The organism is Mycobacterium sp. MYCO198283, assembly GCF_021213805.1.
GTDB lineage: Bacteria > Actinomycetota > Actinomycetes > Mycobacteriales > Mycobacteriaceae > Mycobacterium.
In genome coordinates this window covers 227894-251291 of record NZ_JAJQJI010000005.1, presented here as the reverse complement: position 1 = coordinate 251291, position 23398 = coordinate 227894, and the positions used below count along the sequence as shown (strand labels likewise).

The window sequence follows — 23398 nt, the reverse complement described above, 5'->3', positions numbered from 1 at the left end:
AAGCCGCAGGTCAGCAGGGGCGAAAGTGGTTATGCGGCAAGCAGCATCGCGAGGATGGCGGTGTCGGGATCACTGATCGGGTCCACGCCGACCCGGCTGACCATCGACGTGACGGTGCCGTCGGCCTCCGCCTCCACCCACGCCGCGCGGTGCTCCAGCCCGAGGTGCGGCAAGCCCGGGAGCAGCACGCAACCCGAAGCCGCACCGGAACATTCGGGCAGCGACGGCGTGGTCTCCGACGGCGGGTGCAGCATCATCAGCGCCGGCGGCTGGCGGTCGGTGAAATGCCCTGGCGCCAGGGAAGTCTCGCCGACCACCGTCCCCTCGGCGATGACCAGTCCGACCGTGCCGGGGCTGGGCGCATCCGGAAGTTCCTCGCGGACACCGAAGATCGTCGTGGTGGAGAGCAGACCGGGCAGCGACGCCACCCGGACCGCGGCCATGAGGAGTTGCGCCCACTCCTTCGTCGAGTCCGGCCAGCGGCCCGACACCACGAAACCCTTGAGCGAACCCCCGGATTGGAAGGGGGCGATACCGATCGCCCGGTCGGACCAAGTCGTCATCCGTACCGTGATCCTCTCCGACGTCTGCGAATACGAACAGTGCAGGCGACACCACGCCGGGTCGATCGGCACAGCATGATCGACGCCCCACCTGGCACACAAGTGCACGCGAGTGCCAATCCGGGTGCGCGGGGAAACAGCAGGGGCGCCGCGCGATGCGCGACGCCCCCGATGCGGTGCGGTGCCCCGGTCAGAAGATGAGACCACTGCCCTTCGACGTGGCGGCCTCGAAGCGCTGCTGGACGTCGGCCCAATTGACGACGTTCCAGAACGCCTTGACGTAATCGGCCTTCACGTTCTTGTACTGCAGGTAGTAGGCGTGCTCCCACATGTCGACCTGCAGCAGGGGGATGATGCCCAGCGGCACGTTGCCCTGCTGGTCGAAGAGCTGGAAGGTGAGCAGCCGGTTACCCAGCGTGTCGTATCCCAGGACGCCCCACCCCGAACCCTGCAGGCCGTTCGCGGCGGCCGCGAACTGCGCGCGGAACTTGTCGAACGAACCGAATTGGTCGTCGATCGCGGCTGCCAGCTCACCGGTCGGCTTGTCGCCGCCGTCCGGCGACAGGTTCTTCCACCAGATGGTGTGGTTGACATGCCCGCCGAGATGGAACGCGAGGTTCTTCTCGTTGAGGAAGATGGCCGCGTGGTCGTCGTTGGCCCGCGCCTCCTCCAGTTTGGCGATGGCGTCGTTGACGCCCTTCACGTAGGTCGCGTGGTGCTTGCTGTGGTGGATCTCGTTGATCTGACCCGAGATGTGCGGTTCCAAGGCGCCGTAGTCGTAAGGGAGATCCGGCAGGGTGTATTCGGCCACGTGATTCCTTTCATTCGATGGGCTATGACGCTCCACTCGCAAGGACGCGTGCCGGATCGTCGGGCGAACCGGCACGAAGGTCAACACTGCTCCATGGCAGCCCGCACCGCAAGGATGCGCCTCCGGGCGCGCGACGGGCGCGGATCAGAACAGGACGACGACGGCGAGGACGCCGAGCAACACCAGCGCGATGACCAACGCCCGCATGGCGGCCATCAACTGGGAACGGTTGTACGCCGCGCCGGCGGACGTCCACGACGACTGATTGCCGGCGGGATCGCCGCCGAACGGATGGGTCGTCATCGAATGCCCCTGGCCTGCATGGATAGCGTGTCCTCGGTGAGATCGATCACAAAAACGGCTGCTCGCGCCGATCATAACCCCTCCGCGGAGTCGAGCAAAGTCCTGTCGAGACGACGCGATGACGCTCGAATATCGCCGTCTCGCGAGGCCTCGTTACGACACCCGCTCCGACTGTCGATTACCCCCGGGCCCCCGCGGGCAAACGGCGGCGGAAGGCGTTTCGCTCGCTGGGAAACATTCGTGTTGATCGGACGTCATGTGCCGTTCACCGTTATCCACAGCATCGGTGTGGCCTGCGCCACAAACCGCCGGACACGGCGGCCGCAGCGCCGCCGACGGCGGGCCGGGCCTGTGGATCAACCTGTGGAAACTGTGGATAACGCAATGCTGAAAGGGCGTTGCTAAGCGGAGCCGCCGGAATGGGCCGCGACTTTCCGGCCGCAACCGTGCGGTGAATGTCCAGCAGTTCGGCGCGGCCGGCGGCCGCAAGCCGGCGCGTCCGGTGGTCGTCTGCCACCATCGAGGAATGGGCGCAGAATCCGACCGCGACGTCCGCCACGTCGGCATTGACGCCGTCCCGGCGACCGTCGAGCCGCCCGCGGTGTTGCTGGACGTTCGCGAACCCGACGAGTGGCGCCGCGGCCACGCGCCGGGTGCGCTGCACATCCCGATGGGCGAGGTGCCGGCGCGGCTCCACGAGATCGACCGTGACGCCGAGCTGTTCGTCGTGTGCATGGCCGGCGGCCGCTCGCTGAAGGTGGCCGAGTACCTCCGGACCCAGGGCTACGAACCGGCCAACGTGACGGGCGGCATGCTCGCCTGGGCCGCCGCCGGGCGCCCGGTGGTCACCGACGACGGGTCGCCCGGCGCGGTGTGAGCGTCGTTAGGCTGGTCCGATGATCCAGGTGTGCTCGCGGTGCGGGACGCGGTGGAACGTCCGCGACCGCCGGCGGGTGTGGTGTCCGCGCTGCCAGGGCACCCTGCTGGCGCCCAGCGCTGATCCGTCACCCGCGCCGGGCGCGCCCACGCCGTCGTCGCCGCGCGGGGCGACGAATCTGCCGCCCGGCTACCGCTGGATCGCGCTGCGGCCCGGTGCGCCGCCGCGGCGCGGTCCGCGCCGGACCTCGCTGGGGCCCACCCCGCGCTACGCCACCATCCCGCGCTGGGGGCTGGTGGATCCGCCGCGCACGGCGGATGAGCGCGCATCGGCCGCCCAGGTCGGCCCGTCGTACCGGATGGTCCGGTTGACGCTGCTGCTGGGCACCGGCGTGCTCGGCGCCGCGGCGCTGCTGTACCTCGTCCGCTACCTGCTGATGGTGTGGAACCGCTCGGTCCTGCTGCCGCGGGCGATCGCGTGGTTCGGGGTGTGGCCGCCCCGGGTGGTGGGTGTGCTCGCGATCTTCGCGGCGGTCGCGGTAGCGGTCGTGCTCACCGAATGGCTCATCGCCCGGCGTGCCGCGGCGTTCGCGCACCAGCGCCAGCAGGACCCGCGTCGGCCGGGTGCGATCCGGCTCGGCTGCCTGCTCCCCGTCGCGAACCTGTTCTGGGCGCCGGTCTTCCTGATCGAACTGGCGATGCTGGAGGGCCGGTACACCCCGATGCGCCGGCCCGTCACCACCTGGTGGCTGGTCTGGGTGGCCTCGTACCTGGCGTCGCTGTGGGCCACCGCGGTGCCGCTCTGGGCGGTGTTCACGGCGCGGCAACCAGACACCCAGGGCATCGCCGACAACACCGAGTGGTTCGTGATCGCCTATCTGCTTGCCACCGCCGCGGTGCTGCTCGCGGCGCGCCTCGTCGCCCGGTTCGAGGCCGCCCCGGTGCAGCGGCCCGCCCACCGGTGGGTCGTGGTGCCCCGCGAGGCGCCGGCGCCAGCGGACGTCGCAGATCGTTCACCGGACGCTTCCCGCGTTCCGGTTGAGCAGATGCGGGCAGAACCGGCAGCATGAGCCCATGCAGTGGGGCTCGGGCTCACCGGACGGCGTGCGCTACGACCATCCGTTCGTGGTCGCGCACCGCGGGGCATCCGCCGACCGCCCCGAGCACACGCTGGCGGCCTACGACCTAGCGCTGCAGCACGGGGCCGACGGACTCGAGTGCGACGTCCGGCTCACCCGCGACGGCCACCTGGTGTGCGTGCACGACCGGCGCATCGATCGGACCTCGACGGGTCGCGGCCGCGTCAGCGGGCTGTCGCTGGACGAGCTGCGCCGCCACGACTACGGCGCCTGGCACGCCGCCGAGCCTCCGCTCGAGGACATCACCGACATGCTCACCCTCGACGCGCTCATGGCGCTGGTCCTGGACTGGCAGCGGCCCGTGAAGCTGTTCATCGAGACCAAGCACCCGACGCGGTACGGCGCGCTGGTCGAGAGCAAGGTGCTCGCGCTGTTGCACCGGTACGGCGTCGCGTCGCCGCCCTCCGCCGACCGCTCGCGGGCCGTCATCATGTCGTTCTCCGCCACGGCCGTGTGGCGCGTGCGGCGGTCGGCGCCCATGCTCCCGACGGTCCTGCTCGGCGGCGCGACCCGGCTGCTGAGCGGCACGGCGGCCACCACGGTCGGCGCGACCGCGGTGGGCCCGTCGATCGCGTCGCTGCGCGCGAACCCGGAGCTGGTGGACCGGGCCGCCGCGGCGGGCCGGGCGACGTACTGCTGGACCGTCGACCACTACGAGGACGTGGAGTTCTGTCGGCGTCACGGCGTGGCGTGGATCGCGACGAACTATCCCGGCCGCACCAAGAGCTGGCTGGAGCGCGGGCTCACCGACTCGCCGCGCCGCTGAGGCCCACGGTCAGGGTGTCGAGGCGTCCAGCGCGTCGGCGGGCAGCGGCGCGTCGGCGGCGACCGCCGCGAACAGCCGGCCGGCCGCGTCGGAATCCCAGACCACGGCCGACCCGTAGGCGCCCTCGTCGGAGCCGCCGATCGGCACCGTGGTGGTCACCATGTCGCCCCGTATCGCCCAGCCGAGCCGAGCGAGGCTCCAGATGTGGCAGTCGTCGTCGACGGTCAGCGCGTCGGTGGCCGACGTGGCGAGCGGATACCAGCGCAGCGGGTTGAGCCACACCGCCGGGCTGGCCACGCGGTGCAGCAGCGTCGACAGGAACGCCCGCTGGTGGGCCATCCGGTCGAGGTCGGCGCGGGGGGTTGCGCGGGTCCGGACGTAGCCCAGCGCCTGGCGACCGTCGACGCGCTGACAGCCGGCGGGCAGGTTGATGCCGGCGAGCGGGTCGTCGATCGGCTCGGGCGGGCACACCGTCACGCCGCCGGCCGCGTCGACCACGGTCGCGAACCCGCCGAAGCCGACCTCGGCGTAGTGGTCGAACCGCAGCCCGGTCGCCAGTTCGACCGTCTGCGCCAACAGCGCCGGCCCGCCGTAGGAGAACGCGGCGTTCACCTTGTCGCTGCCGTAGCCGGGGATTTCGACGAGCGAGTCGCGGGGGATGGAGATCATCGCGACCGGCGCCGACGACCCGATGCGGGGGATGTGCACCACCATGATGGTGTCGGTGCGGCTGCCCACGTCACCGCCCGTGGCCAGCTCGGCCTGTTGCTCCGGGGTCAGCGCGTCGCGGCTGTCCGATCCGACCAGCAGCCAGGTGGTGCCCCGGCCGGCGTCGGGCCGCTCGGCGTAGTCGGCGAACACCGCCGTGCGGTGCAGGGACGTATCGAGCCACAGCGCCAGCCCGCCCGTCGCCGCCAACACCAGCACCAGGCACACCCCCAGCCAGCGGCCCCAGCGCCGGGGGCGGCGCCGGGCGGGCGGCCGGGGCCGCGTCGCGGCCGGTCGGGGTGGTGCGGGGCGCGGCCCGGATGGTGGGGCCGCGGCGGGCCGGTACGGCCGTGGGGCGACCGCGGGCCGATGGCCGGGCGGCGGCATGCGCGGCGGCGGGGCGGCCGGCCGACGCAGCACCTGCGGTCCTTCCCGGGGCGGCGCGGGCCGGCGCGGCCCCCGGCGGCGCGGATCACCCGCCGGGTACGCGCGCCGATCGTCTGCCACGACGCAAATCTAGGCGGTGCCGCCGGCGAGCCCCAGCGGCCCGGCGAACAGCGCGTATCCCACCAGCGCCACCACGTCGATCACGGTGTGGGCGACGATCAGCGGCCACAGCCGGCCGGTGCGCCGGTACAGGTAGCCGAACACCACGCCCATCGCGACATTGCCCAGGCCGCCGCCGAAGCCCTGATACAGGTGGTAGGCGCCCCGCAGCAGCGCCGACGCCGCGATCGCCCGCGCCGGTGACCAGCCGAGCTGCCGCAACCGGGTGAGCAGATAGCCGACGACGATCACCTCTTCGGCCCAGCCGTTGCCGAACGACGCCGCGATCAGCACCGGCACCCGCCACCAGGTGTCGTCGAGCGTCGACGGGACGACGTCGGAGTTGAGACCGAGGTGCCGGGCGAGGGCGTACAGCCCGAGCCCGGGCAAGCCGATCAGCGCCGCGAGCCCCAGCCCGCCGAGCCCGTCGGGGCGCCACGCGAACCGTCCCAGCCCCAGCCGCGCGGGGCCGATGCCGCTGCGCCACAGCAGGTAGACCGCCAGCGCGCCCCACGCCAGCAGCTGCGCGATCGAGGCGAGGTTCAGGCCGAGGTCGACGAGGTCGACGTAGGAGCGCCGGGGGTTGAGGATCGCGCGGGTGTCGCCGAGGTTCCGCAGCACCGCGTCGGTGAGCCGCAGCACGGCCGTGATCGCGCTGATCCCGAACGTCACCCCGAGCACGACGGCGATCTCGATGCGGATCGCCCGCCGGTCGTCGCCGTCGGGGGCGTCGGCCGGCGTCACGCAGGCCACCGTAGCGGCCGCCGCGTCAGGTCCGGCGGGCGCGCAGACCGTTGAGGAAGGGGCAGCCCAGCAGGATGCGGATGGCCTGCGACAGGCCGGCCAGATCGTCGACGGGCTTGTGGAACGGCAGCCGGATGTCGTGATCGCCGTCGACGGATTCGACCCGCAGCCGCACGCCGTAGCGGTCGATCCCCAGCGGGCGCACCGAGCCCCGCCGCAGGCCGGCCGGCAGCCGGTTCGCGAGCCGCGCGACGACGTCGGGGTGGTCGGTGTCGATGTGGCGGAGCCAGCAGTGCTCCATGCCGCAGAACGGGTCGGGCTCGGCGTCGAGCAGGGCGCTGACGGGAACGGCTTCGGCGCCGGTGGCGTCGGCGACCACGACGGACTCCACCTCCAGCCGCATGAGCGTCGTGTCGTGCTCGACCGCTAGCAGCGCCGGGTTCGGGTCGGCCTCGGCGATGAGATCCAGCAGGGCGGGCACGTCCGCCGCCGGCACGCACCGCAGTCGCCCGCCGATCCACACCAGTGAGCGGACCGGTTCCCGCAGCGCCAGCGGGGCGAAATCGGTGAGCTCGAGCACCGCCTGCACACCGCCGTGCCCGCCGCTGATCACTCGGGCAGCGGCGGCGCCGTCGGCGGGGACGGTGACCGCGAAGGAGCCGTCGGGCAGCAGGTGATGCACGGCGGTGGGGGCCGGTTCGACGCCGTCGACCGCGAGCATCGCGCCGCAGTCGCGGGCACACGCGCTGCGGATCCGCTCGGCGGTGGTCGGTGATGTCGGGGTCGTCAGCGTCATGCGCGGTCCTTCGCTTCGGCGTTCATGTTAGGCAACCCTAACCTAAGTGAGCGTTGGCTGGACCCGCAAGACCTCCGGCGGCCCACCGGCGACCGGATAGGGTTCGGGACGTGCCGCGCATCGCCTTTCTGGGTCCGGAGGGGACCTTCACCGAGGCGGCGCTGCTCCAGATGGCCGCCGCCGGGCTGATCCCCGGGGCCGGCGACGTCGAGCCCGTCGGCGCCGACAGCGCGGTCGCCGCGCTGTCGGCCGTGCGCGACGGCGACGCCGACTTCGCCTGCGTGCCCATCGAGAACTCGATCGACGGATCGATCGCCACCACCCTCGACGGGCTGGCCGCCGGCGCGCCGCTGCGGTTGTTCGCCGAGTTGACGCTCGACGTCGCCTTTGCGATCGCGGCCCGGCCGGGCGTCACCGCGGCGGGCGTCGGCACCGTCGCGGCGTTCCCGGTGGCCGCCGCGCAGGTGCGCCGCTGGCTCGCCGCCCACCTGCCCGCCGCGCGGCAGACCCCGGCGCTGTCGAACGCCGCCGCCGCCGCCGAGGTGGCCGCCGGGCGCGCCGACGCCGCGGTCACCACCGCGCTGGCAGCGCAGCGCTACGGCCTCGACGTGCTGGCCGCCGACGTGGTCGACGAGCCGAACGCGCGGACCCGGTTCGTGCTGGCCGGACCGCCGGCGCCGCCACCGCCGCGCACCGGCAACGACCGCACGTCGGTGGTGCTGCGGGTCGAGAACCGCCCCGGCGCCCTGGTGACCGTGATGAACGAGCTCGGCATCCGCGACATCGACCTGACCCGCATCGAGTCCCGCCCGACCCGCACCGAACTGGGCACCTACCTGTTCTTCCTCGACTTCGTCGGCCACATCGACGACGCGGCCGTCGCCGAGGCACTCAAAGCGCTCCACCGGCGTTGTGCTGATGTGCGATACCTGGGTTCCTGGCCGACCGGTTCTCCCCTCGGCGCGACACCGCCCGACGACGACGAGGCCGCGGCGTGGTTGACGGCGCTGCGCGGCGGTGCGCCGGGAGACAGCGCCCGGTGAGCGGCCGGTTGGTGTTGCTGCGCCACGGGCAATCGCTCAGCAACGTCGAGCGCAGGCTCGACACCCGCCCGCCCGGTGCGGAGCTCACCCCGCTGGGGCGCGAGCAGGCCGGGCAGTTCGCCGCCTCCCATCCGCTGCGGATCGGCATGCTGCTGCACTCCGAAGCCGTCCGCGCCGCCCAGACCGCCGAGGAGATCGCACGGGTTGCCCGGCTGGGGAAGCAGCGCGTCGAGGGCATCCACGAGGTGCAGGTGGGCGACCTGGAGCTGCGCAACGACGACGAGGCGATCACCACCTTCAACGACGTCTACGCGCGGTGGCATGCCGGCGACCTCGGGCTCGCCCTGCCCGGCGGCGAATCGGCGGCCGACGTGCTGGACCGCTACCTTCCCGTCCTGACCGAACTGCGGCTGCGCTACCTCGACGACGACGCGTGGACCGACGACATCGTCGTGGTGAGCCACGGCGCGGCGATCCGGCTGGCCGGCGCGGTGCTGTCCGGCGTCGACGGCACCTTCGCCGTCGAGCACCACCTCGCGAACACCGAGGCCGTGGTGCTCGCGCCGGTCACCGACGGGCGGTGGAGCTGCGTGCAGTGGGGCGCGCACACGCCGCCGTTCCTGCCCGATCCGGCGGGTATGCCGCCGGCGGCGGAGCTCGGCGGCGACGACCCGATGGGCTGACGTCAGCTCGCGGCGTGCAGGCGTTCGAGCTGCGCGCAGTCGCAGCCGACCGCCGCGCAGTCGATGCTGAACGTATGGGCGACCTCGACCGTCACGCAGCCGTCCTCGGTGCACTCGCTGCGCCGCCACGCGTGGTGCACCAGCGTGCCGTGGCAGTGTTCGAGCCCCTCGGCGCAGTGGCGGCATCCCCGACCCATGACACCAGTCCTACCACCGGGGTCCGACAGGTGCCGGCTGCCACGCCCGACGCCGGCCGGCGAGAGCCGGTCAGCCCCAACCGAGCTCGTGGAGCCGGGCGTCGTCGATCCCGAAGTGGTGCGCGATCTCGTGGATGACGGTCACCGCCACCTCCTCGACCACCTCGTCCTCGGTGTCGCACATGTCGAGCAGGGCGCCGCGGTAGATGGTGATGGCGTCCGGCAGCGCGCCGGTGTACCAGGAGTCCCGTTCGGTCAGCGCGACGCCCTCGTACAGCCCGAGCAGGTCCGGCTCGTCGGGGTGGCGGTCCTCGACGAGCACCACCACGTTGTCCAGCGCGGCGGTCAGCTCCGGCGGGATCGCGTCGAGCGCGTCGGACACCAGCTCGTCGAACCGCTGCGCGCTCATCTCGACGGCCACGCCGGCTACTGCCCGGGCGGCGGTGCGGGTTCGGCGGGCGCGGGCGCCGGCGCCGGAGCGGGCGCCGGTTCGGCCGGCGGTGCTGGTGCGGGTGCAGGTGCAGGTGCTGGTTCGGCGGGCGGTGCTGGTGCGGGTTCGGCGGGCGCGGGTCCTGGCAGCGGGCCGGGACCGGGCGCGGCCGGCGTCGACGGGGTGTTCCCGGCGCTGGTGGGCTGCGAGGTGGTGCCGGTCTGTGACGACTGGTCGGTCTCGGGTGCGGTGGCCGGCGTGACGTCGACGGGAAGCGGGATGGGCGGCAGGTTCAGCCGCTCGTCGGGGATGTCCGGCGGCGGCACCGGCGGTTGTCCGTTGATGAGCAGGGCGCCCTTGGCGCTGTTGATCAGCGTCGCCCAGCCGCCGTTGCCCAGCGTGGCGCCGATGCTGCACGACACCTGGCGGCTGCCCGCCGTCCAGCTCGGCAGCGACACCGTGCTGTAGATGAGGGTGAGCGTAGTGGCGCGCAGCGCCACCGGCGCCAGGTAGGCGTCGGTCATCCGAGTGCAGGCCTCTTTGATGAAGCCGTCCTGCTCCGGTTCGGGCGGCAGCCCGCCGGGGAAGCGCTCGCCGACGTTCACCGTGCCGGTGACCTCCATCGCGTGCGGGGACGCGCAATCCACCGGGACGTCGGTCGGCTGGTTGGTGCTGGGATCGATGCCCAGGCAGGTGCCGGCGGGCCACACCTTCGACTGGTCGATGTCGGCGACCTTGCCCCGGAACAGCACGGGCAGGTTCTTGGCCCCCTGCAGCTGCAGACCGCACAGCACCCGGCGCTCGCCGTGCTGGGTCCAGCCCTTGTCGCCCGGCCAGAGCATGCTGATGCTGAAGCGGCTGTTGGGGTCGTACTTCGGGCCGAGGTAGCGCTCGACGGCGACCTGGCACTGCTCCTGGCTGATCTGCTGGATGCGGGCCGGCGACGGCGGCGCGGCGTCGGGGCCGTACTCGCTGCCCGGGAAGGTCCGCATGTCGACCGACTCGGCCACCTCGAAACGGTGGTCGTCCTTGCAGCCGACGATCGTGGCGTCGTCCGGCATCTCGTCGGGCCAGGTGAGGCAGTCGCCGCTGCGGGCGCTGTTGAACGACGCGTTGCTGCGAGAGCCGGTGCTCGGCACCGGATCGCCGTCGATGTAGGCGACCAGCTGTCCCGGCTCGCTCAGGCGCAGGCCCAGTGCGGTGGTGAGGCCGGCGATGAGGAGCGCCCCGAGGGCGGTCAGCAGCAGCGCCCGCCGGGTGGCCGTCGCCTGCAGCGTGCTCCACCACGGCGCCCGCAGTCGCCACCGCGGGCGGCGATCGGCGCGCGGTTCTTCCTGCTCGGGGAGGTCGGACATCGCCTCCATTCTGACAGGCGTGGCGCCCGCTGTGACAAGTGATGCAGTTGTAACGTTATGGGGTTGTGGCCCGCGCCGGCCGGGGCCGCACCGCTGCCGGTGTCCCTCGCGGTGGTCGGCGGCGGGCGGGCCGCAGTAGGGTTGCAGCCCGTGATCGACCTCAAGGTGCTGCGCGAGGATCCGGACGCGGTACGGCGCTCGCAGCGCAGCCGCGGTGAGGATCCTGAGCTGGTGGACGCCCTGCTGGCCGCCGACGCCCGCCGCCGGTCTGCCATCGCCACCGCCGACGCGCTGCGCGCCGAGCAAAAGGCGGCCAGCAAGCGGATCGGGGCCGCCGCCAGGGAGGACCGGCCCGCCATGGTCGCCGCCGCCGCGGAGCTCGCGGCCAGGGTCAAGGCCGCCGAGGCCGAGCAGGCCCAGGCCGAACAGGCGTTCGCCGCCGCGCACACCGCCATCCCGAACGTGATCCTCGACGGCGTGCCGCCCGGCGGCGAGGACGACTTCGCGGTGCTCGACGTCGTGGGGGAGCCGCCGGCGATCGCCGACCCCAGAGACCACCTGCAGCTCGGCGAATCGCTCGGGCTCATCGACACGGAGCGCGGCGCCAAGGTGTCGGGCTCGCGGTTCTACTTCCTCACCGGCGCGGGCGCGCTGCTGCAGCTGGGCATCATGCAGCTGGCGGTGCGGCTGGCGACCAGCAACGGGTTCACGCTGATGATCCCGCCGGTGCTGGTGCGCCCGGAGGTGATGGCCGGCACCGGCTTCCTCGGTGCGCACGCCGACGAGATCTACCGCCTCGAGGCCGACGACATGTACCTCGTCGGCACCTCGGAGGTGCCGCTGGCCGGCTACCACGCCGACGAGATCCTCGACCTGTCGGCCGGGCCGCGGCGCTACGCCGGCTGGTCGACGTGCTTCCGCCGCGAGGCCGGCAGCTACGGCAAGGACACCCGCGGCATCATCCGCGTGCACCAGTTCGACAAGGTCGAGGGCTTCGTGTTCTGCCGCCCCGAGGACGCCGAGGCCGAGCACCAGCGGCTGCTGGGCTGGGAGCGGGAGATGCTGGCGCTGGTCGAGGTGCCCTACCGCGTGATCGACGTCGCCGCGGGTGACCTCGGCGCGTCCGCCGCCCGCAAGTTCGACTGCGAGGCATGGGTTCCCACGCAGCAGACCTACCGCGAGCTCACCTCGACGTCGAACTGCACGACGTTCCAGGCGCGCCGGCTGTCGGTGCGCTACCGCGACGACGCCGGGCGGCCGCAGATCGCGGCGACGCTCAACGGCACCCTCGCGACCACCCGCTGGCTGGTGGCGATCCTGGAGAACCACCAGCAGCCCGACGGCAGTGTGCGGGTGCCGGCCGCGCTGGTGCCGTTCGTCGGCACCGAGGTGCTCGAACCGGTGCGCTGACGCCCGATGGCAACGCCAGCCCCCGTCCGAGTGGCCGTACTGGGCCAGGTCCGTGCGTGGGTCGGGGACGAACCCGTCGACCTCGGCGGTCCACGCCAACGCGCGCTGCTCGCCCGGCTGGTGCTGGCTCACGGCCACGTCGTGTCGGTCGACCGCCTCACCGAAGATCTCTGGCACGGCGAACCGCCGCCGAAAGCGCTGGCGGCCCTGCAGGTTTACATATCGCACCTGCGACGGGCGCTGGAGCCCGATCGGCCGCGCCGCGCACCGGCCACCGTCGTGGTCAGCGCCGCGCCCGGTTACTGCCTGAGGTTGCCGGACGAGCAGGTGGACTCCTGGCGTTTCGAAGCGTTGGTTGCCCAGGCGCAACGGGAAACGGAGGGAGAGCGGCGCGCGGTCCTACTGGACGAGGCGCTGAGCCTGTGGGTCGGAGAACCGTTCGGCGAGGTGGGCGACGCGTTGTGGGCCGCCGCCGAGGTGAGCAGGCTGGCAGAGTTGCGGCTCGCTGCGGCGGAGGCGAGCGCGCAGACACAGCTGTCCCTCGGCCGCGACAGCCAGGTGATTTCGGCGATGCAGCGCCATGTCAGCGAGCATCCCAGCCGGGAGCACGCGGCGTGCCTGCTCGCAACCGCGCTCTACCGGACCGGCAATCAGGCCGCGGCGCTGGATGTCCTGCGCCGGGTCAGGGGCCACCTTCTCGACGAGCTCGGGCTGGAGCCCGGTCCCGTCCTGCGTCAACTCGAATCCGACATTCTCCAACACGCCGACCGGCTGGTAATCCCCAGCGCGACCCCCGTTCCCACACCGCCGGCTGCCCCGCGGCCGGGTGCGGCAGCGGCGCCGCTACGGGGCCGAGACGACGAACTCACCGCCATCGAGCGGGCGGGTGCGGAGGCTGCCGCCGGATGCAGCCGGATCGTCTGGATCGGCGGCGAAGCGGGCGCAGGTAAGACCGCGCTCGTGCGCACCGCCGCGCAACGGCTCCGCCACAGCGGTTTCCGCACCACCTTCGGCAGCTGCCCGGAGACCGACGGCGCGCCGCCCGGATGGGCGTGGACCGAGGTCCTGCGTGATCTCGCCGACGACGTCAAGCCGTCTCACGGGCGCGAGGCGCTCGGACCGCTGCTGCACGAGGGTTCTGCGGGCCGCGGATCGGGCTCGTTCTGGATGGCTGATGCGCTGGCCGAGGTGTTGCAGCAGGCGGCGGCCCGCCGACCACTCGCCATCATCATCGATGATCTCCACCGCACCGACGGGCTCACGCTGGAGCTCTTGCGGTTGGTCACCGCCCGTTTGAACGACGAACCGATGTTGGTGGTGGGCACGTATCGACCGTCGGAGTCGGACTCTGAGGTGGAGAGCGCACGGGCCGCGCTCATCGCGCACACTTCGGCGCACCTGTTGCTTGCCGGCCTCGATGCGGCTGCCACCACCGCGCTGCTTGACGACCACGGGTTGCCCGCGGTCAGTGGTGAGACGCTGCGGATCCTGCGTGAGCGCACGGGCGGGAACCCGCTGTTCGTGCGAGAGATGGCCCGCCTGGTGTCCGCGGAGGGCGCGCACGGCTTGCGCGGCGTGCCAGTAGGTGTTCGAGACGTATTGCGGCGTCGGCTGGCCCGGCTGCCGGGCGTCACGGTGACGACACTGCGACAGGCGGCGGTCCTCGGCCGCGATATCGACATGGACCTGCTCGCCGAACTCAGCGGCCGCGATGTCGACGATCTGCTCGAGGCACTCGAACCGGCGGTGCTGGCCGGCTTGCTGGACGAACCCGCGCCGACACGCCTTCGGTTCGCGCACGCGCTCATCCGTGACACCCTGTACGAGGACTTGTCGTTGCTGCGTCGTACCCGACTGCACGCCGCCGCACTCGACATGCTGCGTCGACCGGGTCGAAAGACCGACGCCACCCAACTAGCACACCACGCGGTGTCGTCGGCGACCAGCGAAACCGCCTGGGACGCAGCGCAGTTCGCGATGACCGCGGCACGCGACGCCGACGCAGCGGGCGCACCGACCGAAGCGGCAAGGCTGTGGCGGTCGGTGTTGCACATGTTGGCGCTGGCGCGATCCCATCCGACATCGCCACTCGACCTCGACACAACGGTCGAGGCACGGTGCCGCTTGGTGGCATCGTTGGCGAACGCCGGCGACGCGGTGACCGCACGAGCTGAACTGAAGCACACGCTCGCCATGGTCGACGGTCAACCCGACCTCACCATGCGCGCCCTGTCGGCATGGGACGCGCCCCTCGTCTGGCGAATCCGGACCACCGACGGCATCGATGAGGACATCGTCGAGCCGCTTCGCCGCACACTGCGGGCCGATGTGCCCGGGCCGGTCCGGGTCAGGCTGTTGGCGACCCTGTTCGCCGAATTGGAGGGGGCCGAGCCGGAGGCGGCGCGCAGCGCCAGCGCACAGGCCGTCGCGTTGGCGCGCCGTCTCGACAGCGCGGACCCCGGCACCACGAGGTTGACGTGCGCGGCACTGAACGCGGCCGCATACTGCGCGCTGGGCCCCGACGATGCCGCCAACCGCGATGCCGCTGCTGCGGAATTCCTCCGGTATGCCCAAGCTGCGGGTGAAGCCGATTACGAGGCGGTGGCGCACTGGCTGGTGTTCCTGTCCGCCGCGAGTCGCTCCGACCTTGTGACGGCGCAGCGCCACGTCGACCTTGCAGTCGCTCGCGCCCGTACCGGCCAGCTCGGACACCTGCTCACCGTGCTGGACATCTTCACCGCACAGCTCACGGTGTTGGCCGGCCGGCTCGACGAGGGCGAGAAACGCTATCTCCTGGGGTCGGCGCGGCTGGCGGAGCACGGCGCGGCCAACGGCGAGTACTTGGCTGTGGTCGGCCGCGTATCCGCCGGCCTTGCCCGGGGCGACCTCGGTCCGATGGTCGACGAACTGGTGTTCATCAACGATCACGTCTCGGCCATGGTGAGCGACGCTGCGGTGCTCGCGCTGTTGTCGGTGGGACGCACCGACGAGGCTTATGTGGTGTGGGCCCGTAGGCGTCCGGTCGAGCGGTCCTATTACTGGCTGGCGCTGACGACGCTGCGAGCCCACGCGGCCGCTGCTGTCGGCGATCGTGTGGAAGCGCGACACTGCGCTCGGGAGCTTGCCGGGTACAGCGGACGGATGGCCGGCCTCGACAACGGAAGCCTGCTCACCGGACCGGTCGACGAGGCGCTTGCCGCCGTCGAGGAGCTGCTGGGGGCGACCGACCACGCGCAGGCTCACCGAGCGGCCGCGCACGCGTTGCGCGCGCGGCTGGCAGCGGAAGCCGCACGCCTGATCGATTGACTCTCAGCCGAACACCGTGCGCTCGAGCCGGCGATGCCGCACCGACAGCGCACCGATGACGATGCGCAACACCGGACCGATGGAATGCGCAAGCTGCGCACGTTCGTCGTCAGTCATCACCGCCATGGCGCGTGGGCCGTCGAATGACATGCGGCCGCCCTTCTGGGCCGCCTTCTCCACTGCCTGCCAGTCGCCCACCGACACGTGAGCGGTGATCACCGGGAACACCTCGCGCTCTTCCTCGACGATGTGTTCGGCGAGCATGGTGTGGAGGTCGGTGAGCGCGGCGCCCAGCGAAGCGGCGGTGATCGCGTCGCCGCCGGATCGCCGCAGTTCGGCCGCCCGGGCGCGTACGTGCTCCAGTCGGGGCTCGAGGGCAGCGTGGTCCGCGGTCAGCTCGCTGAGGTCGACGTGCTCACCGGCGCTGGCCTGGATCAAGGGCCACAGCACTTCGTCCTCGGTGGTGTGGTGGTGGTGAATTGACTCGCACAGCAGGTCGACGTAGCGGCAGATCGCCCTGGCCCGGGTGGCGGTGCACCGTAGGCGCCCCTCACCGATCGCCGTGACCACCTCGGCGATGCGGCGCGAATCGGTCACCATGGCGCGATGACCGAGCCGGATGCCGGTCAGATCCGGGGTTGGGTCACCTGCGCGGCGCGGACTGACGTGCACGCTCTTCAGGGGCCTGGTGGTCGAACCCATCGTAGTTCCTCCTTGTCAGGTGATCGTGAAACGACTGTGCAGGGGAGCGCTTAAGGACCACTTGTGGCTGACTTGCGCCGAGCGGGCCGGTCGCGGGAATGGTTTCGGCCTGATTTACCGGGGTAGTTCGACCGCATTGACGTTGGGAGAATGCACATGTTGGCGATGGCGTACCGCGGTCCGTACAAGATCCGGGTCGAGGAGAAGGACGTCCCCCGGATCGAGCACCCCAACGACGCGATCGTCCGGGTGACCAAGGCCGCGATCTGCGGTTCGGACCTGCACCTTTATCACGGCATGATGCCGGACACCCGCGTCGGCATGACCTTCGGCCATGAGTTCATCGGTGTCGTGCACGAGGTCGGATCCTCGGTGGAGCGGCTGGCGCCGGGCGACACCGTCATGGTGCCGTTCAACATCTACTGCGGCTCCTGTTACTTCTGCGCCCGCGGCCTGTATTCCAACTGCCACAACGTCAATCCGAACGCCACGGCCGTCGGCGGCATCTACGGCTACTCGCACACCTGCGGCGGCTACGACGGCGGTCAGGCCGAATTCGTGCGTGTGCCGTTCGCCGACGTGGGCCCGGCGAAGATCCCGGACTGGATGGACCACGAGGACGCGCTGCTGTGCACCGACGCTCTTGCCACCGGGTACTTCGGCGCCCAGCTCGGCGACATCGTCGAGGGCGACACGGTGATCGTGTTCGGCGCGGGGCCCGTCGGCCTGTACGCGGCGAAGTCGGCGTGGCTGATGGGCGCCGGCCGCGTCATCGTCATCGACCACCTCGAATACCGGCTGGAAAAGGCCCGCGATTTCGCGCACGCGGAGACGTTCAACTTCGCCGAGTACTCCGACATCGTCGTCGAGATGAAGCAGCAGACCGACAACCTCGGCAGCGACGTCGCCATCGACTGCGTGGGGGCCGAGGCCGACGGCAACTTCCTGCAGCACGTCGCCGCGGCCAAGCTGAAACTGCAGGGCGGTTCGCCGGTTGCGCTGAACTGGGCGATCGACTCGGTGCGCAAGGGCGGCACGGTGTCGGTGATGGGCGCTTACGGGCCGATCTTCTCGGCGGTGAAGTTCGGCGACGCCATGAACAAGGGCCTCACCCTGCGGATGAACCAGGCGCCGGTGAAGCGGCAGTGGAACCGGTTGTTCACCCACATCCAGAACGGCTACCTCAAGCCGAACGACATTGTCACCCACCGGGTTCCGTTGGAACATATTGCCGACGCCTACCACATCTTCTCGGCGAAGCTCGACAACTGCATCAAGCCGATCATCGTGAACGACGCCGCATGAGCGCCGCAGAGGAGTCCCGGATGTACACCTACACCGCCGCGCACCCGCCCCGGCCGAGCGCCGACGAGTTGCGCGCGCGCATTCCCGGGTGGGGCGTCGACTTGGATCCGAAGGATCGGCCCGCCATCCCGAAACTGAACGCCGAGGACACCGGCGCCCACTGGGACTTCCCCGAGCGACAGCCGGAGCGCTGGCCGCGCGAGCGGTCGATCGAACACCGCTTCGTGACACCGGTGTTCGGCACGTCGACACCGCCGAAGGGCCTGTCGGGTGTGATTCGCAAGTACTCCTATCGGCGGTTCAGCGAGGCCCGGGCGGCGCACTGGCTGCTGCTGATCGCCGCCGACCGCGTCGACGCCGTCGAGAGCCACCTGGCGTCGTTCGTCACGCTGCGGCCCGACAACCCGTTCACGCAGACGGGCGTCAAGACGGAGTTCACCCACAACGGGCTGGCGGCGCGCCGGGGCAGCAAGCGCGCCGACGTCAAACACGCGTGGCTGGATCCGATCCTGGTGGGTGGACCGTGGATCGCCTCCGGCGCGCTGCTGGCCCGCGGCGTGCGAAAGCTGGTGCGCCGCAAGCGCTAGGCGTCAGCGACGACCGTCGAGCAGCGCGTCGAGCAGGGCCACGAAGCGGTCGGGGTCGGCCGGCGTGCAGGCGGGGGCCGGCCGGGTGCCGGGGACGTCGAGCGTGATCAGCGTGGAGCGCAGCGGCCGCTTGACGTCGAGCGGCAACCAGCGCCGCAGATCCGACGACCCCCACAAACGGAACCGCTGCAGGAACAGCCCGAGCGGGGTGGCGCGGTAGCCGCGGACCTGGCGCAGCGGGATCACCTTCGCGGTTCCCGACGGAAAGTGGTAGCGGCGCAACGTGATCGCCTGGCGGTCGAGGAGCACCAGGCCGTCATCGTAGGTGTCCTCGGAGCCGTTCACAGCTTCTCGCAGCGCAGTTCGTGGCCCTTGGTGGTCAGGCAGCGGCCGGTCTGCAGGTTCCACTGCCAGCCGTGCAGGTTGCATGTCAGCGTCGTGCCCGCCACGACCCCGAACTTCGACAGGTCGGCCTTGAGGTGGGGGCAGCGCCGCTGGATGGCGTAGCCGTCGAGCTCGATCGTCGCGCTGTCGTCGTGCGCCTCGGCGAACCACCCGTCGGCGTAGGCGATCCGCTCGTCGGTGAGGCATTTGAAGAAGGTGTACAGGTACTCGTTGTAGCCGCCGACCCGCCAGGCCCGGAAGCGCGTGGACAAGAAGATGGTGTTCACCCAGTCGGGTTCGTCGTCGCGCAGCACGGTGCGCACCAGCTCCGGCGCGATCGCGAAGCCGTACCGGAATTTCTCGTGCGGGACCGGTTCGCGCACAATGCGTTTCGGGAAGTCGAGCACGACGATTTCTTCTCGGTCTCCGCCCCGGATGCGCAATTCCACCGGATAGCCGATGCCGTCGCAGATCTGGTCGCTGCGGGTCATGATCGGCTCGAAGCGCGCGCGCAGCGGCTCCAGCAGCGGCTCACCCTCCGCCGGTGCCCAGCGCGCCTTCTCGGCGGCGATCACCGGCGCCATGCGCTGGGCGTAGGCCTCGATGTAGTCCGCCTTGGCGGTGGTGAAGATTGCCTCCGCGTCGGCGTCGGGCACCGGGTGGGTGAGCGAATTCAACTGAGAGCCGGTGAGATCGGCGACCGTCCCGGGGATCATCAGCAGCCCGCCGGAGTGGCCGTGGCGACGCAGCTGGTCGAGGAACACCATCTGGTCGGGAAAGATGTTGGCCGGATCGCCGTGGTCGTCGTTGAGGTCCCGGAGCTCGGGGTCCAAGAAGCACGGCGGCCCCGCGGACGGCACCACCCAGGTGGCGTCGACCTGGGCGATGTACTGGCGGCAGCGGTCCATCTGGCGCTGCCGCTTCTGGCTGCCGAACGCGGCCTTCGCGCGGGCCGGCATGTCGTAGACCATCGGGTACCAGATGGCGCCGGAATATTGCAGCATGTGCAGGTCGACGTGCCCGAAGTTCGTCTCCAGGACCGACAGGTCGATGGGCCGCGCGTCGTTCATGTTGAACGCCGTGGTCTCGCCGTCGGACACCACGAGCCCGGAGTCGCCGATGGGGCCGTCGGCCGGCGCCCGCAGCGCGATGATCATCACGTCCAGGTCGCCCTTCGGCCCGCTCACCCGGTGCTTCACCGAGTCGGTGGTCTCGAAGAAGCGGTGGAATCCGAGCGCCTCCAGTTCCCGGCGCAGGTCCGGCACCGGATAGTCGGGCAGCAGGACGACGGCGTCCTTGCTCACGTGGTCGCGCAGCAGCCGCGGGTCGAAATGGTCGGCATGCAGGTGGGAGACGTAGAGGTAGTCGACGTCTCCCAGCGCGTCCCAGTCCAGCCCGGAGTTGTCCGGGAACGGGAACCAGGACGCGAAGTAGGCCGGATTGACCCACGGGTCGCACAGGATGCTCCCCGCTGCGGTGTCGATGCGGAAGCCCGCGTGTCCGACGCTGGTGACCTGCACGAATATCCCCTCGTCGCGTGTCCGGTGCCCGCTCGAGCTTAAGGGAAGCGCGGCGGTCAGCCCGCCACGGCGCATCAGCGCCGCGCGGGCTGCCACCTCGACGGCCACCAGTTGGCGCGGCCCACCAACACCGCGATCGCCGGCACGGTGACGGTGCGCACCAGGAACGTGTCCAGCAGGAGCCCGACGCCGATGATGAAGCCGGCCTGCACCATCGTCGCGATACCGCCGAACAGCAGGCCGAACATCGACGCGGCGAAGATCACCCCGGCCGAGGTGATCACCCCGCCCGTCGAGCCGACGGTCTTGATCACCCCGGAGCGCACGCCGTGCGGGGATTCGTCGCGGATGCGCGAGATGAGCAGCAGGTTGTAGTCGGCGCCGACCGCCACCAGCACGATGAACGTCATGCCCGGCACACTCCACGACAGCTCGTCGCCCAGGACGTACTGGAAGAACAGCACGCCGATTCCCAGCGCCGACAGGTACGAGATGATGACCGAGCCGATGAGGTAGAGCGGCGCCACCACCGCCCGCAGCAGCAGCACCAGGATCAGCAGCACCACGAGCACGGTGACGGCGACGATCAGCGTGAGGTCGTGGTAGTAGAAGTTGCGCATGTCGCGCAGCGTGGCCGGGAAACCCGCCATCGACACCGACGCGTCGGCCAGGGCGGTGTTCGGCTGCGCGGACCGCGCCGCGGCCACGACGGCGTCCACCTGGTCCATCGCCGCGGTGCTGAACGGGTTGAGCTCCGTCTGCACCAGGTAGCGCACGCCGTGGCCGTCGGGGGAGATGAACGCCGCGGCGGCGTCGGTGAAGTCCTTGCCGGCCAGCATCGCGGGCGGGATGTAGAACCCGGACATCGACGGCGCACGCGCGTCGCGCTTCATCGCGAGCAAAAACGCCGACGCCTCGCCGAGCCCGGAACCCATGCTCTTGGTCTGGTCGACCAGCAGCGTCACGCCGTCGGCGAGCCGGCGGCTGGCGTCGGCGAGGGTGTCGGCGCCCCGCTGCAGCTCGTTCAGCCGCGACTGGACCGCGCCGGGGTCGCCGAGGCCGAGCCTGCGCAGCGCGCCCGTGGCCCGGTCGAGCGCGGCGCCCAGGCCCCGGGCGGTCGCCGCGAGCGTCTGGGTGCCGGTGGTCTGCGTCAACTGCCGCGCCAGGTCGGCGAGCTGGTCGAGTGAGCCGTCGTCGTTCGCCCGGACCAGGCGCTGCAGTTCGCCGCGGGCCTCGCCGCACGCCGGATCGGCGTCGCAGACCGGGCTGGCCTCCAGCGCCGTCAGCACCGGCGCCGCCCAGCGCAGGTTCCCCGACACCAGGTCGAGGTTGTGCTGCAGGGTGGCGCCGAGTGCCCGCATGCCGCCGAGCAGTTCCGCGGCGTGGTCCAGTTGCGCGAGGGTGGCGCCGCCGCCGAACCGGCCGCTCACGCCGGACAGGGCGTCGACGAGCCCGCGGATGGCGACGACGGCCTGGGCCACTCCGCCGCGCACCTCGCCGAGCCGGTCGGCGAGCGTGTCGGCGCCGCCCGCGAGGGTGTCGAGGTCCGCGGTGCGGTCGGTGATCGTGGTGGCGGCGCCCGCCAGCTTCGCCCCGACCTCGCCGGCCTGGTGGGTGGTCTTCGCCTGCTCGAGCGTCTCACCGGTGGGCCGGGTGATGCCGCGGACCGCGGCGACGCCGGGCACCTGGCTGACCCGCTGCGCGAGCTGCTCGAGATCTGCCAGCGCCTCGGGCGTGCGCAGATCGTGCGGAGAGGAGATGAACAGGTACTGCGGGATGGTGGCGTTCACCGGGAAATGGCGGTCCATCGCGGCGTAGCCCTGGTTGCTGCCGACGTCGGCCGGCAGCGTGCTGCGATCGTCGAAGTTGAACCGCACCAGGCCGGCGCATCCGGCGAGCACCGCGAGCACCACCAGGCTGGCGACGAGGTGGGCGGCGGGCCGCCGGACGATGTGGATGCCCGACCGCCGCCAGAAGCGGGTGGTGAGATCGCGCCTCGGCCGCACCCAGCCGCGGCGGCCCGCCAGCGCGAGCAGCGCCGGCAGCAGTGTCACGGCGGCCAGGAACGCGACGGCGATGGCGACGGCCAGCGCGGGACCGATCGTGGCGAACAGCCCCAACTTGGTGAACATCATGCCGAGAAACGTGACGGCGACCGTGGCCGCCGACGCCGCGATCACCTTGCCGATGGATGCCAGCGCCTTGACGACGGCCCGGTCCGACGTCTCGCCCAGCCGCAGGTACTCGTGGTAGCGGCTGATGAGGAACACCGCATAGTCGACGCCTGCGCCCACCAGCATGCCGGTCAGGAAGGTGATCGTCTGGTTCGACAGCCCCAGCCCCAGTGCGCTCATCCCGGCGACGAGCTGTTGGGCGACCACCAGCGACACGCCGATGGTCGCCAGTGGCAGCGCCATGGTCACCGCGTTGCGGTACACGATCAGCAGGATCGTCAGCACCATGACGGCGGTGGCGATCTCGATCGCGTGCAGGTCGCGTTCGCCGACGGCGGTGAGGTCGGCGACGGTGCCCGACGGCCCGGTGAGGTGGCTGGTGAGGCCGGGGTCGGTCACCGTCTCGGCGACGATCTGCTCGACGCCGGTGTAGGCCTCGTAGGCCGCGGGCGTGCCGATGTCGCCGGTGAGCCCCACCGCCAGGTAGTAGGCCTTGCCGTCGGCGCTGGCCATGGCCTCGCGCAGCGGGGGGGTGGCGACGAAGTCCTGCACCATCACGACGTCGCGGGTGTCGCCGCGCAGCCGGTCGGCCAGCTGCCGATACGTCGCCTCGTCCGCCGGCCGCATGCCGTCCTCGCGCTCGAGCACGACGACGAGCACGTTCTGCGATCCGCTCTCGTCGAACGCGTCGGTCATCTGCGCGGTGGTCACCATCACCGGCGCGTCGGCGGGCAGCAGGTCGACGGGCCGCTCGAGCACCATCTGGTTCAGCGACGGCAGGGTCGCCAAAAGCGCTGCGGCAAGGGCGATCCAGCACAGGATGACCACCACCGGCCGGCGCACCACGAGCTCGCCCAGCCGAGCGAAGGCACTCGAGTGATGTCCCCCCGGAGGCTGCGCCGCACGGCCGATGTCGTCGGTGGGCGGTGACACGTCGTGCACGCTACACGCGAATTCAGACCTCGAATTCGAGCCAAGATCAGTTCGCCGCACCGGAATTTGCTGAGAGAAGATCGGCGACGCTGACATCTGGAGTTTTCAGTGCGTTGA

General features: G+C 71.3%; 22 protein-coding genes. 9 read left to right on the top strand and 13 right to left on the bottom strand.

Annotated elements, in window-relative coordinates:
* Window positions 1-29: 29 nt before the first annotated feature.
* The 3 genes from LV457_RS12035 to LV457_RS12025 form a co-directional block, all read right to left on the bottom strand.
* Window positions 30-563, bottom strand: a complete 534-nt coding sequence (locus LV457_RS12035) for a peptidase (protein WP_232171398.1) — start codon at window positions 561-563, stop codon at window positions 30-32.
* A 190-nt stretch (window positions 564-753) separates the two neighbouring features.
* On the bottom strand, window positions 754-1374 hold the full coding sequence (locus LV457_RS12030) for a superoxide dismutase (protein WP_232171397.1): 621 nt from the start codon (window positions 1372-1374) through the stop codon (window positions 754-756).
* A 144-nt stretch (window positions 1375-1518) separates the two neighbouring features.
* On the bottom strand, window positions 1519-1677 hold the full coding sequence (locus LV457_RS12025) for a hypothetical protein (protein WP_232171396.1): 159 nt from the start codon (window positions 1675-1677) through the stop codon (window positions 1519-1521).
* A gap of 526 nt (window positions 1678-2203) precedes the next feature.
* Between LV457_RS12025 and LV457_RS12020 the strand changes: the two genes are divergently transcribed.
* From LV457_RS12020 to LV457_RS12010, 3 genes are read left to right on the top strand one after another with little or no spacing between them, the layout of a single operon-like run.
* Window positions 2204-2554 (top strand): rhodanese-like domain-containing protein, encoded by a 351-nt coding sequence (locus tag LV457_RS12020; protein WP_232171395.1) that lies wholly within the window; start codon window positions 2204-2206, stop codon window positions 2552-2554.
* A 19-nt stretch (window positions 2555-2573) separates the two neighbouring features.
* Window positions 2574-3623: a DUF4328 domain-containing protein gene (locus LV457_RS12015; RefSeq protein ID WP_232171394.1), complete on the top strand. Its 1050-nt coding sequence runs from the start codon at window positions 2574-2576 to the stop codon at window positions 3621-3623.
* A gap of 4 nt (window positions 3624-3627) precedes the next feature.
* Window positions 3628-4458 (top strand): glycerophosphodiester phosphodiesterase, encoded by an 831-nt coding sequence (locus LV457_RS12010; protein WP_232171393.1) that lies wholly within the window; start codon window positions 3628-3630, stop codon window positions 4456-4458.
* A 9-nt stretch (window positions 4459-4467) separates the two neighbouring features.
* Here the strand turns inward: LV457_RS12010 and LV457_RS12005 are convergent, their stop codons facing one another.
* Genes LV457_RS12005 through LV457_RS11995 form a run of 3 tightly spaced genes read right to left on the bottom strand, consistent with a single transcriptional unit; the run spans window position 4468 to window position 7252 of the window.
* Window positions 4468-5673 (bottom strand): LCP family protein, encoded by a 1206-nt coding sequence (locus tag LV457_RS12005; protein WP_232171392.1) that lies wholly within the window; start codon window positions 5671-5673, stop codon window positions 4468-4470.
* Between the two features lie 9 nt (window positions 5674-5682).
* Window positions 5683-6456, bottom strand: coding sequence for a CPBP family intramembrane glutamic endopeptidase (locus LV457_RS12000; RefSeq protein WP_232171391.1), 774 nt, complete (start codon window positions 6454-6456; stop codon window positions 5683-5685).
* Window positions 6457-6481: 25 nt separating this feature from the next.
* Window positions 6482-7252, bottom strand: coding sequence for a DUF2470 domain-containing protein (locus LV457_RS11995; RefSeq protein WP_232171390.1), 771 nt, complete (start codon window positions 7250-7252; stop codon window positions 6482-6484).
* Between the two features lie 110 nt (window positions 7253-7362).
* Between LV457_RS11995 and pheA the strand changes: the two genes are divergently transcribed.
* Window positions 7363-8295 (top strand): prephenate dehydratase, encoded by a 933-nt coding sequence (gene pheA, locus LV457_RS11990; protein ID WP_232171389.1) that lies wholly within the window; start codon window positions 7363-7365, stop codon window positions 8293-8295.
* The gene (locus LV457_RS11985) at window positions 8292-8978 is read left to right on the top strand and encodes a histidine phosphatase family protein (RefSeq protein WP_232171388.1); all 687 of its coding nucleotides are present in this window, start codon (window positions 8292-8294) and stop codon (window positions 8976-8978) included. The genes pheA and LV457_RS11985 overlap by 4 nt, the downstream gene beginning before the upstream one ends.
* 2 nt (window positions 8979-8980) lie before the next feature.
* On the opposite strand, the gene LV457_RS11980 is transcribed toward LV457_RS11985, so the two are convergent.
* The 3 genes from LV457_RS11980 to LV457_RS11970 form a co-directional block, all read right to left on the bottom strand.
* The gene (locus LV457_RS11980) at window positions 8981-9175 is read right to left on the bottom strand and encodes a hypothetical protein (protein WP_232171387.1); all 195 of its coding nucleotides are present in this window, start codon (window positions 9173-9175) and stop codon (window positions 8981-8983) included.
* Window positions 9176-9245: 70 nt separating this feature from the next.
* Window positions 9246-9584, bottom strand: coding sequence for a metallopeptidase family protein (locus LV457_RS11975; RefSeq protein ID WP_239030695.1), 339 nt, complete (start codon window positions 9582-9584; stop codon window positions 9246-9248).
* A gap of 17 nt (window positions 9585-9601) precedes the next feature.
* A complete protein-coding gene (locus LV457_RS11970) occupies window positions 9602-10969 on the bottom strand; it encodes a septum formation family protein (RefSeq protein WP_232171385.1) in 1368 nt (455 codons plus the stop codon).
* 141 nt (window positions 10970-11110) lie between these two features.
* Here LV457_RS11970 and serS point away from each other — a divergent pair, with 141 nt between their 5' ends.
* Window positions 11111-12370 (top strand): serine--tRNA ligase, encoded by a 1260-nt coding sequence (serS, locus tag LV457_RS11965; protein WP_232171502.1) that lies wholly within the window; start codon window positions 11111-11113, stop codon window positions 12368-12370.
* Window positions 12371-12400: 30 nt separating this feature from the next.
* Window positions 12401-15676 carry a BTAD domain-containing putative transcriptional regulator gene (locus tag LV457_RS11960; RefSeq protein WP_232171384.1) on the top strand — a complete coding sequence of 1092 codons (3276 nt, stop codon included), beginning with the start codon at window positions 12401-12403 and terminating at the stop codon, window positions 15674-15676.
* A gap of 3 nt (window positions 15677-15679) precedes the next feature.
* Here LV457_RS11960 and LV457_RS11955 read toward each other — a convergent pair whose 3' ends face one another.
* On the bottom strand, window positions 15680-16378 hold the full coding sequence (locus tag LV457_RS11955) for a hemerythrin domain-containing protein (RefSeq protein WP_232171383.1): 699 nt from the start codon (window positions 16376-16378) through the stop codon (window positions 15680-15682).
* 156 nt (window positions 16379-16534) lie between these two features.
* On the opposite strand from LV457_RS11955, the gene LV457_RS11950 reads away from it, so the two are divergent.
* Window positions 16535-17683: a zinc-dependent alcohol dehydrogenase gene (locus LV457_RS11950; RefSeq protein WP_232171382.1), complete on the top strand. Its 1149-nt coding sequence runs from the start codon at window positions 16535-16537 to the stop codon at window positions 17681-17683.
* Window positions 17680-18270 carry a hypothetical protein gene (locus LV457_RS11945; RefSeq protein WP_232171381.1) on the top strand — a complete coding sequence of 197 codons (591 nt, stop codon included), beginning with the start codon at window positions 17680-17682 and terminating at the stop codon, window positions 18268-18270. Before LV457_RS11950 ends, LV457_RS11945 begins: the two co-directional genes overlap by 4 nt.
* A 3-nt stretch (window positions 18271-18273) precedes the next feature.
* Here the strand turns inward: LV457_RS11945 and LV457_RS11940 are convergent, their stop codons facing one another.
* The 3 genes from LV457_RS11940 to LV457_RS11930 all read right to left on the bottom strand — a co-directional run bounded on the left by LV457_RS11940 (window position 18274) and on the right by LV457_RS11930 (window position 23281).
* Window positions 18274-18615, bottom strand: coding sequence for a hypothetical protein (locus LV457_RS11940; protein ID WP_232171380.1), 342 nt, complete (start codon window positions 18613-18615; stop codon window positions 18274-18276).
* Window positions 18612-20174 carry an MBL fold metallo-hydrolase gene (locus LV457_RS11935; protein ID WP_232171379.1) on the bottom strand — a complete coding sequence of 521 codons (1563 nt, stop codon included), beginning with the start codon at window positions 20172-20174 and terminating at the stop codon, window positions 18612-18614. The genes LV457_RS11940 and LV457_RS11935 overlap by 4 nt, the downstream gene beginning before the upstream one ends.
* Window positions 20175-20248: 74 nt before the next feature.
* The gene (locus LV457_RS11930; RefSeq protein WP_374198823.1) at window positions 20249-23281 is read right to left on the bottom strand and encodes an RND family transporter; all 3033 of its coding nucleotides are present in this window, start codon (window positions 23279-23281) and stop codon (window positions 20249-20251) included.
* Window positions 23282-23398 lie beyond the last annotated feature (117 nt).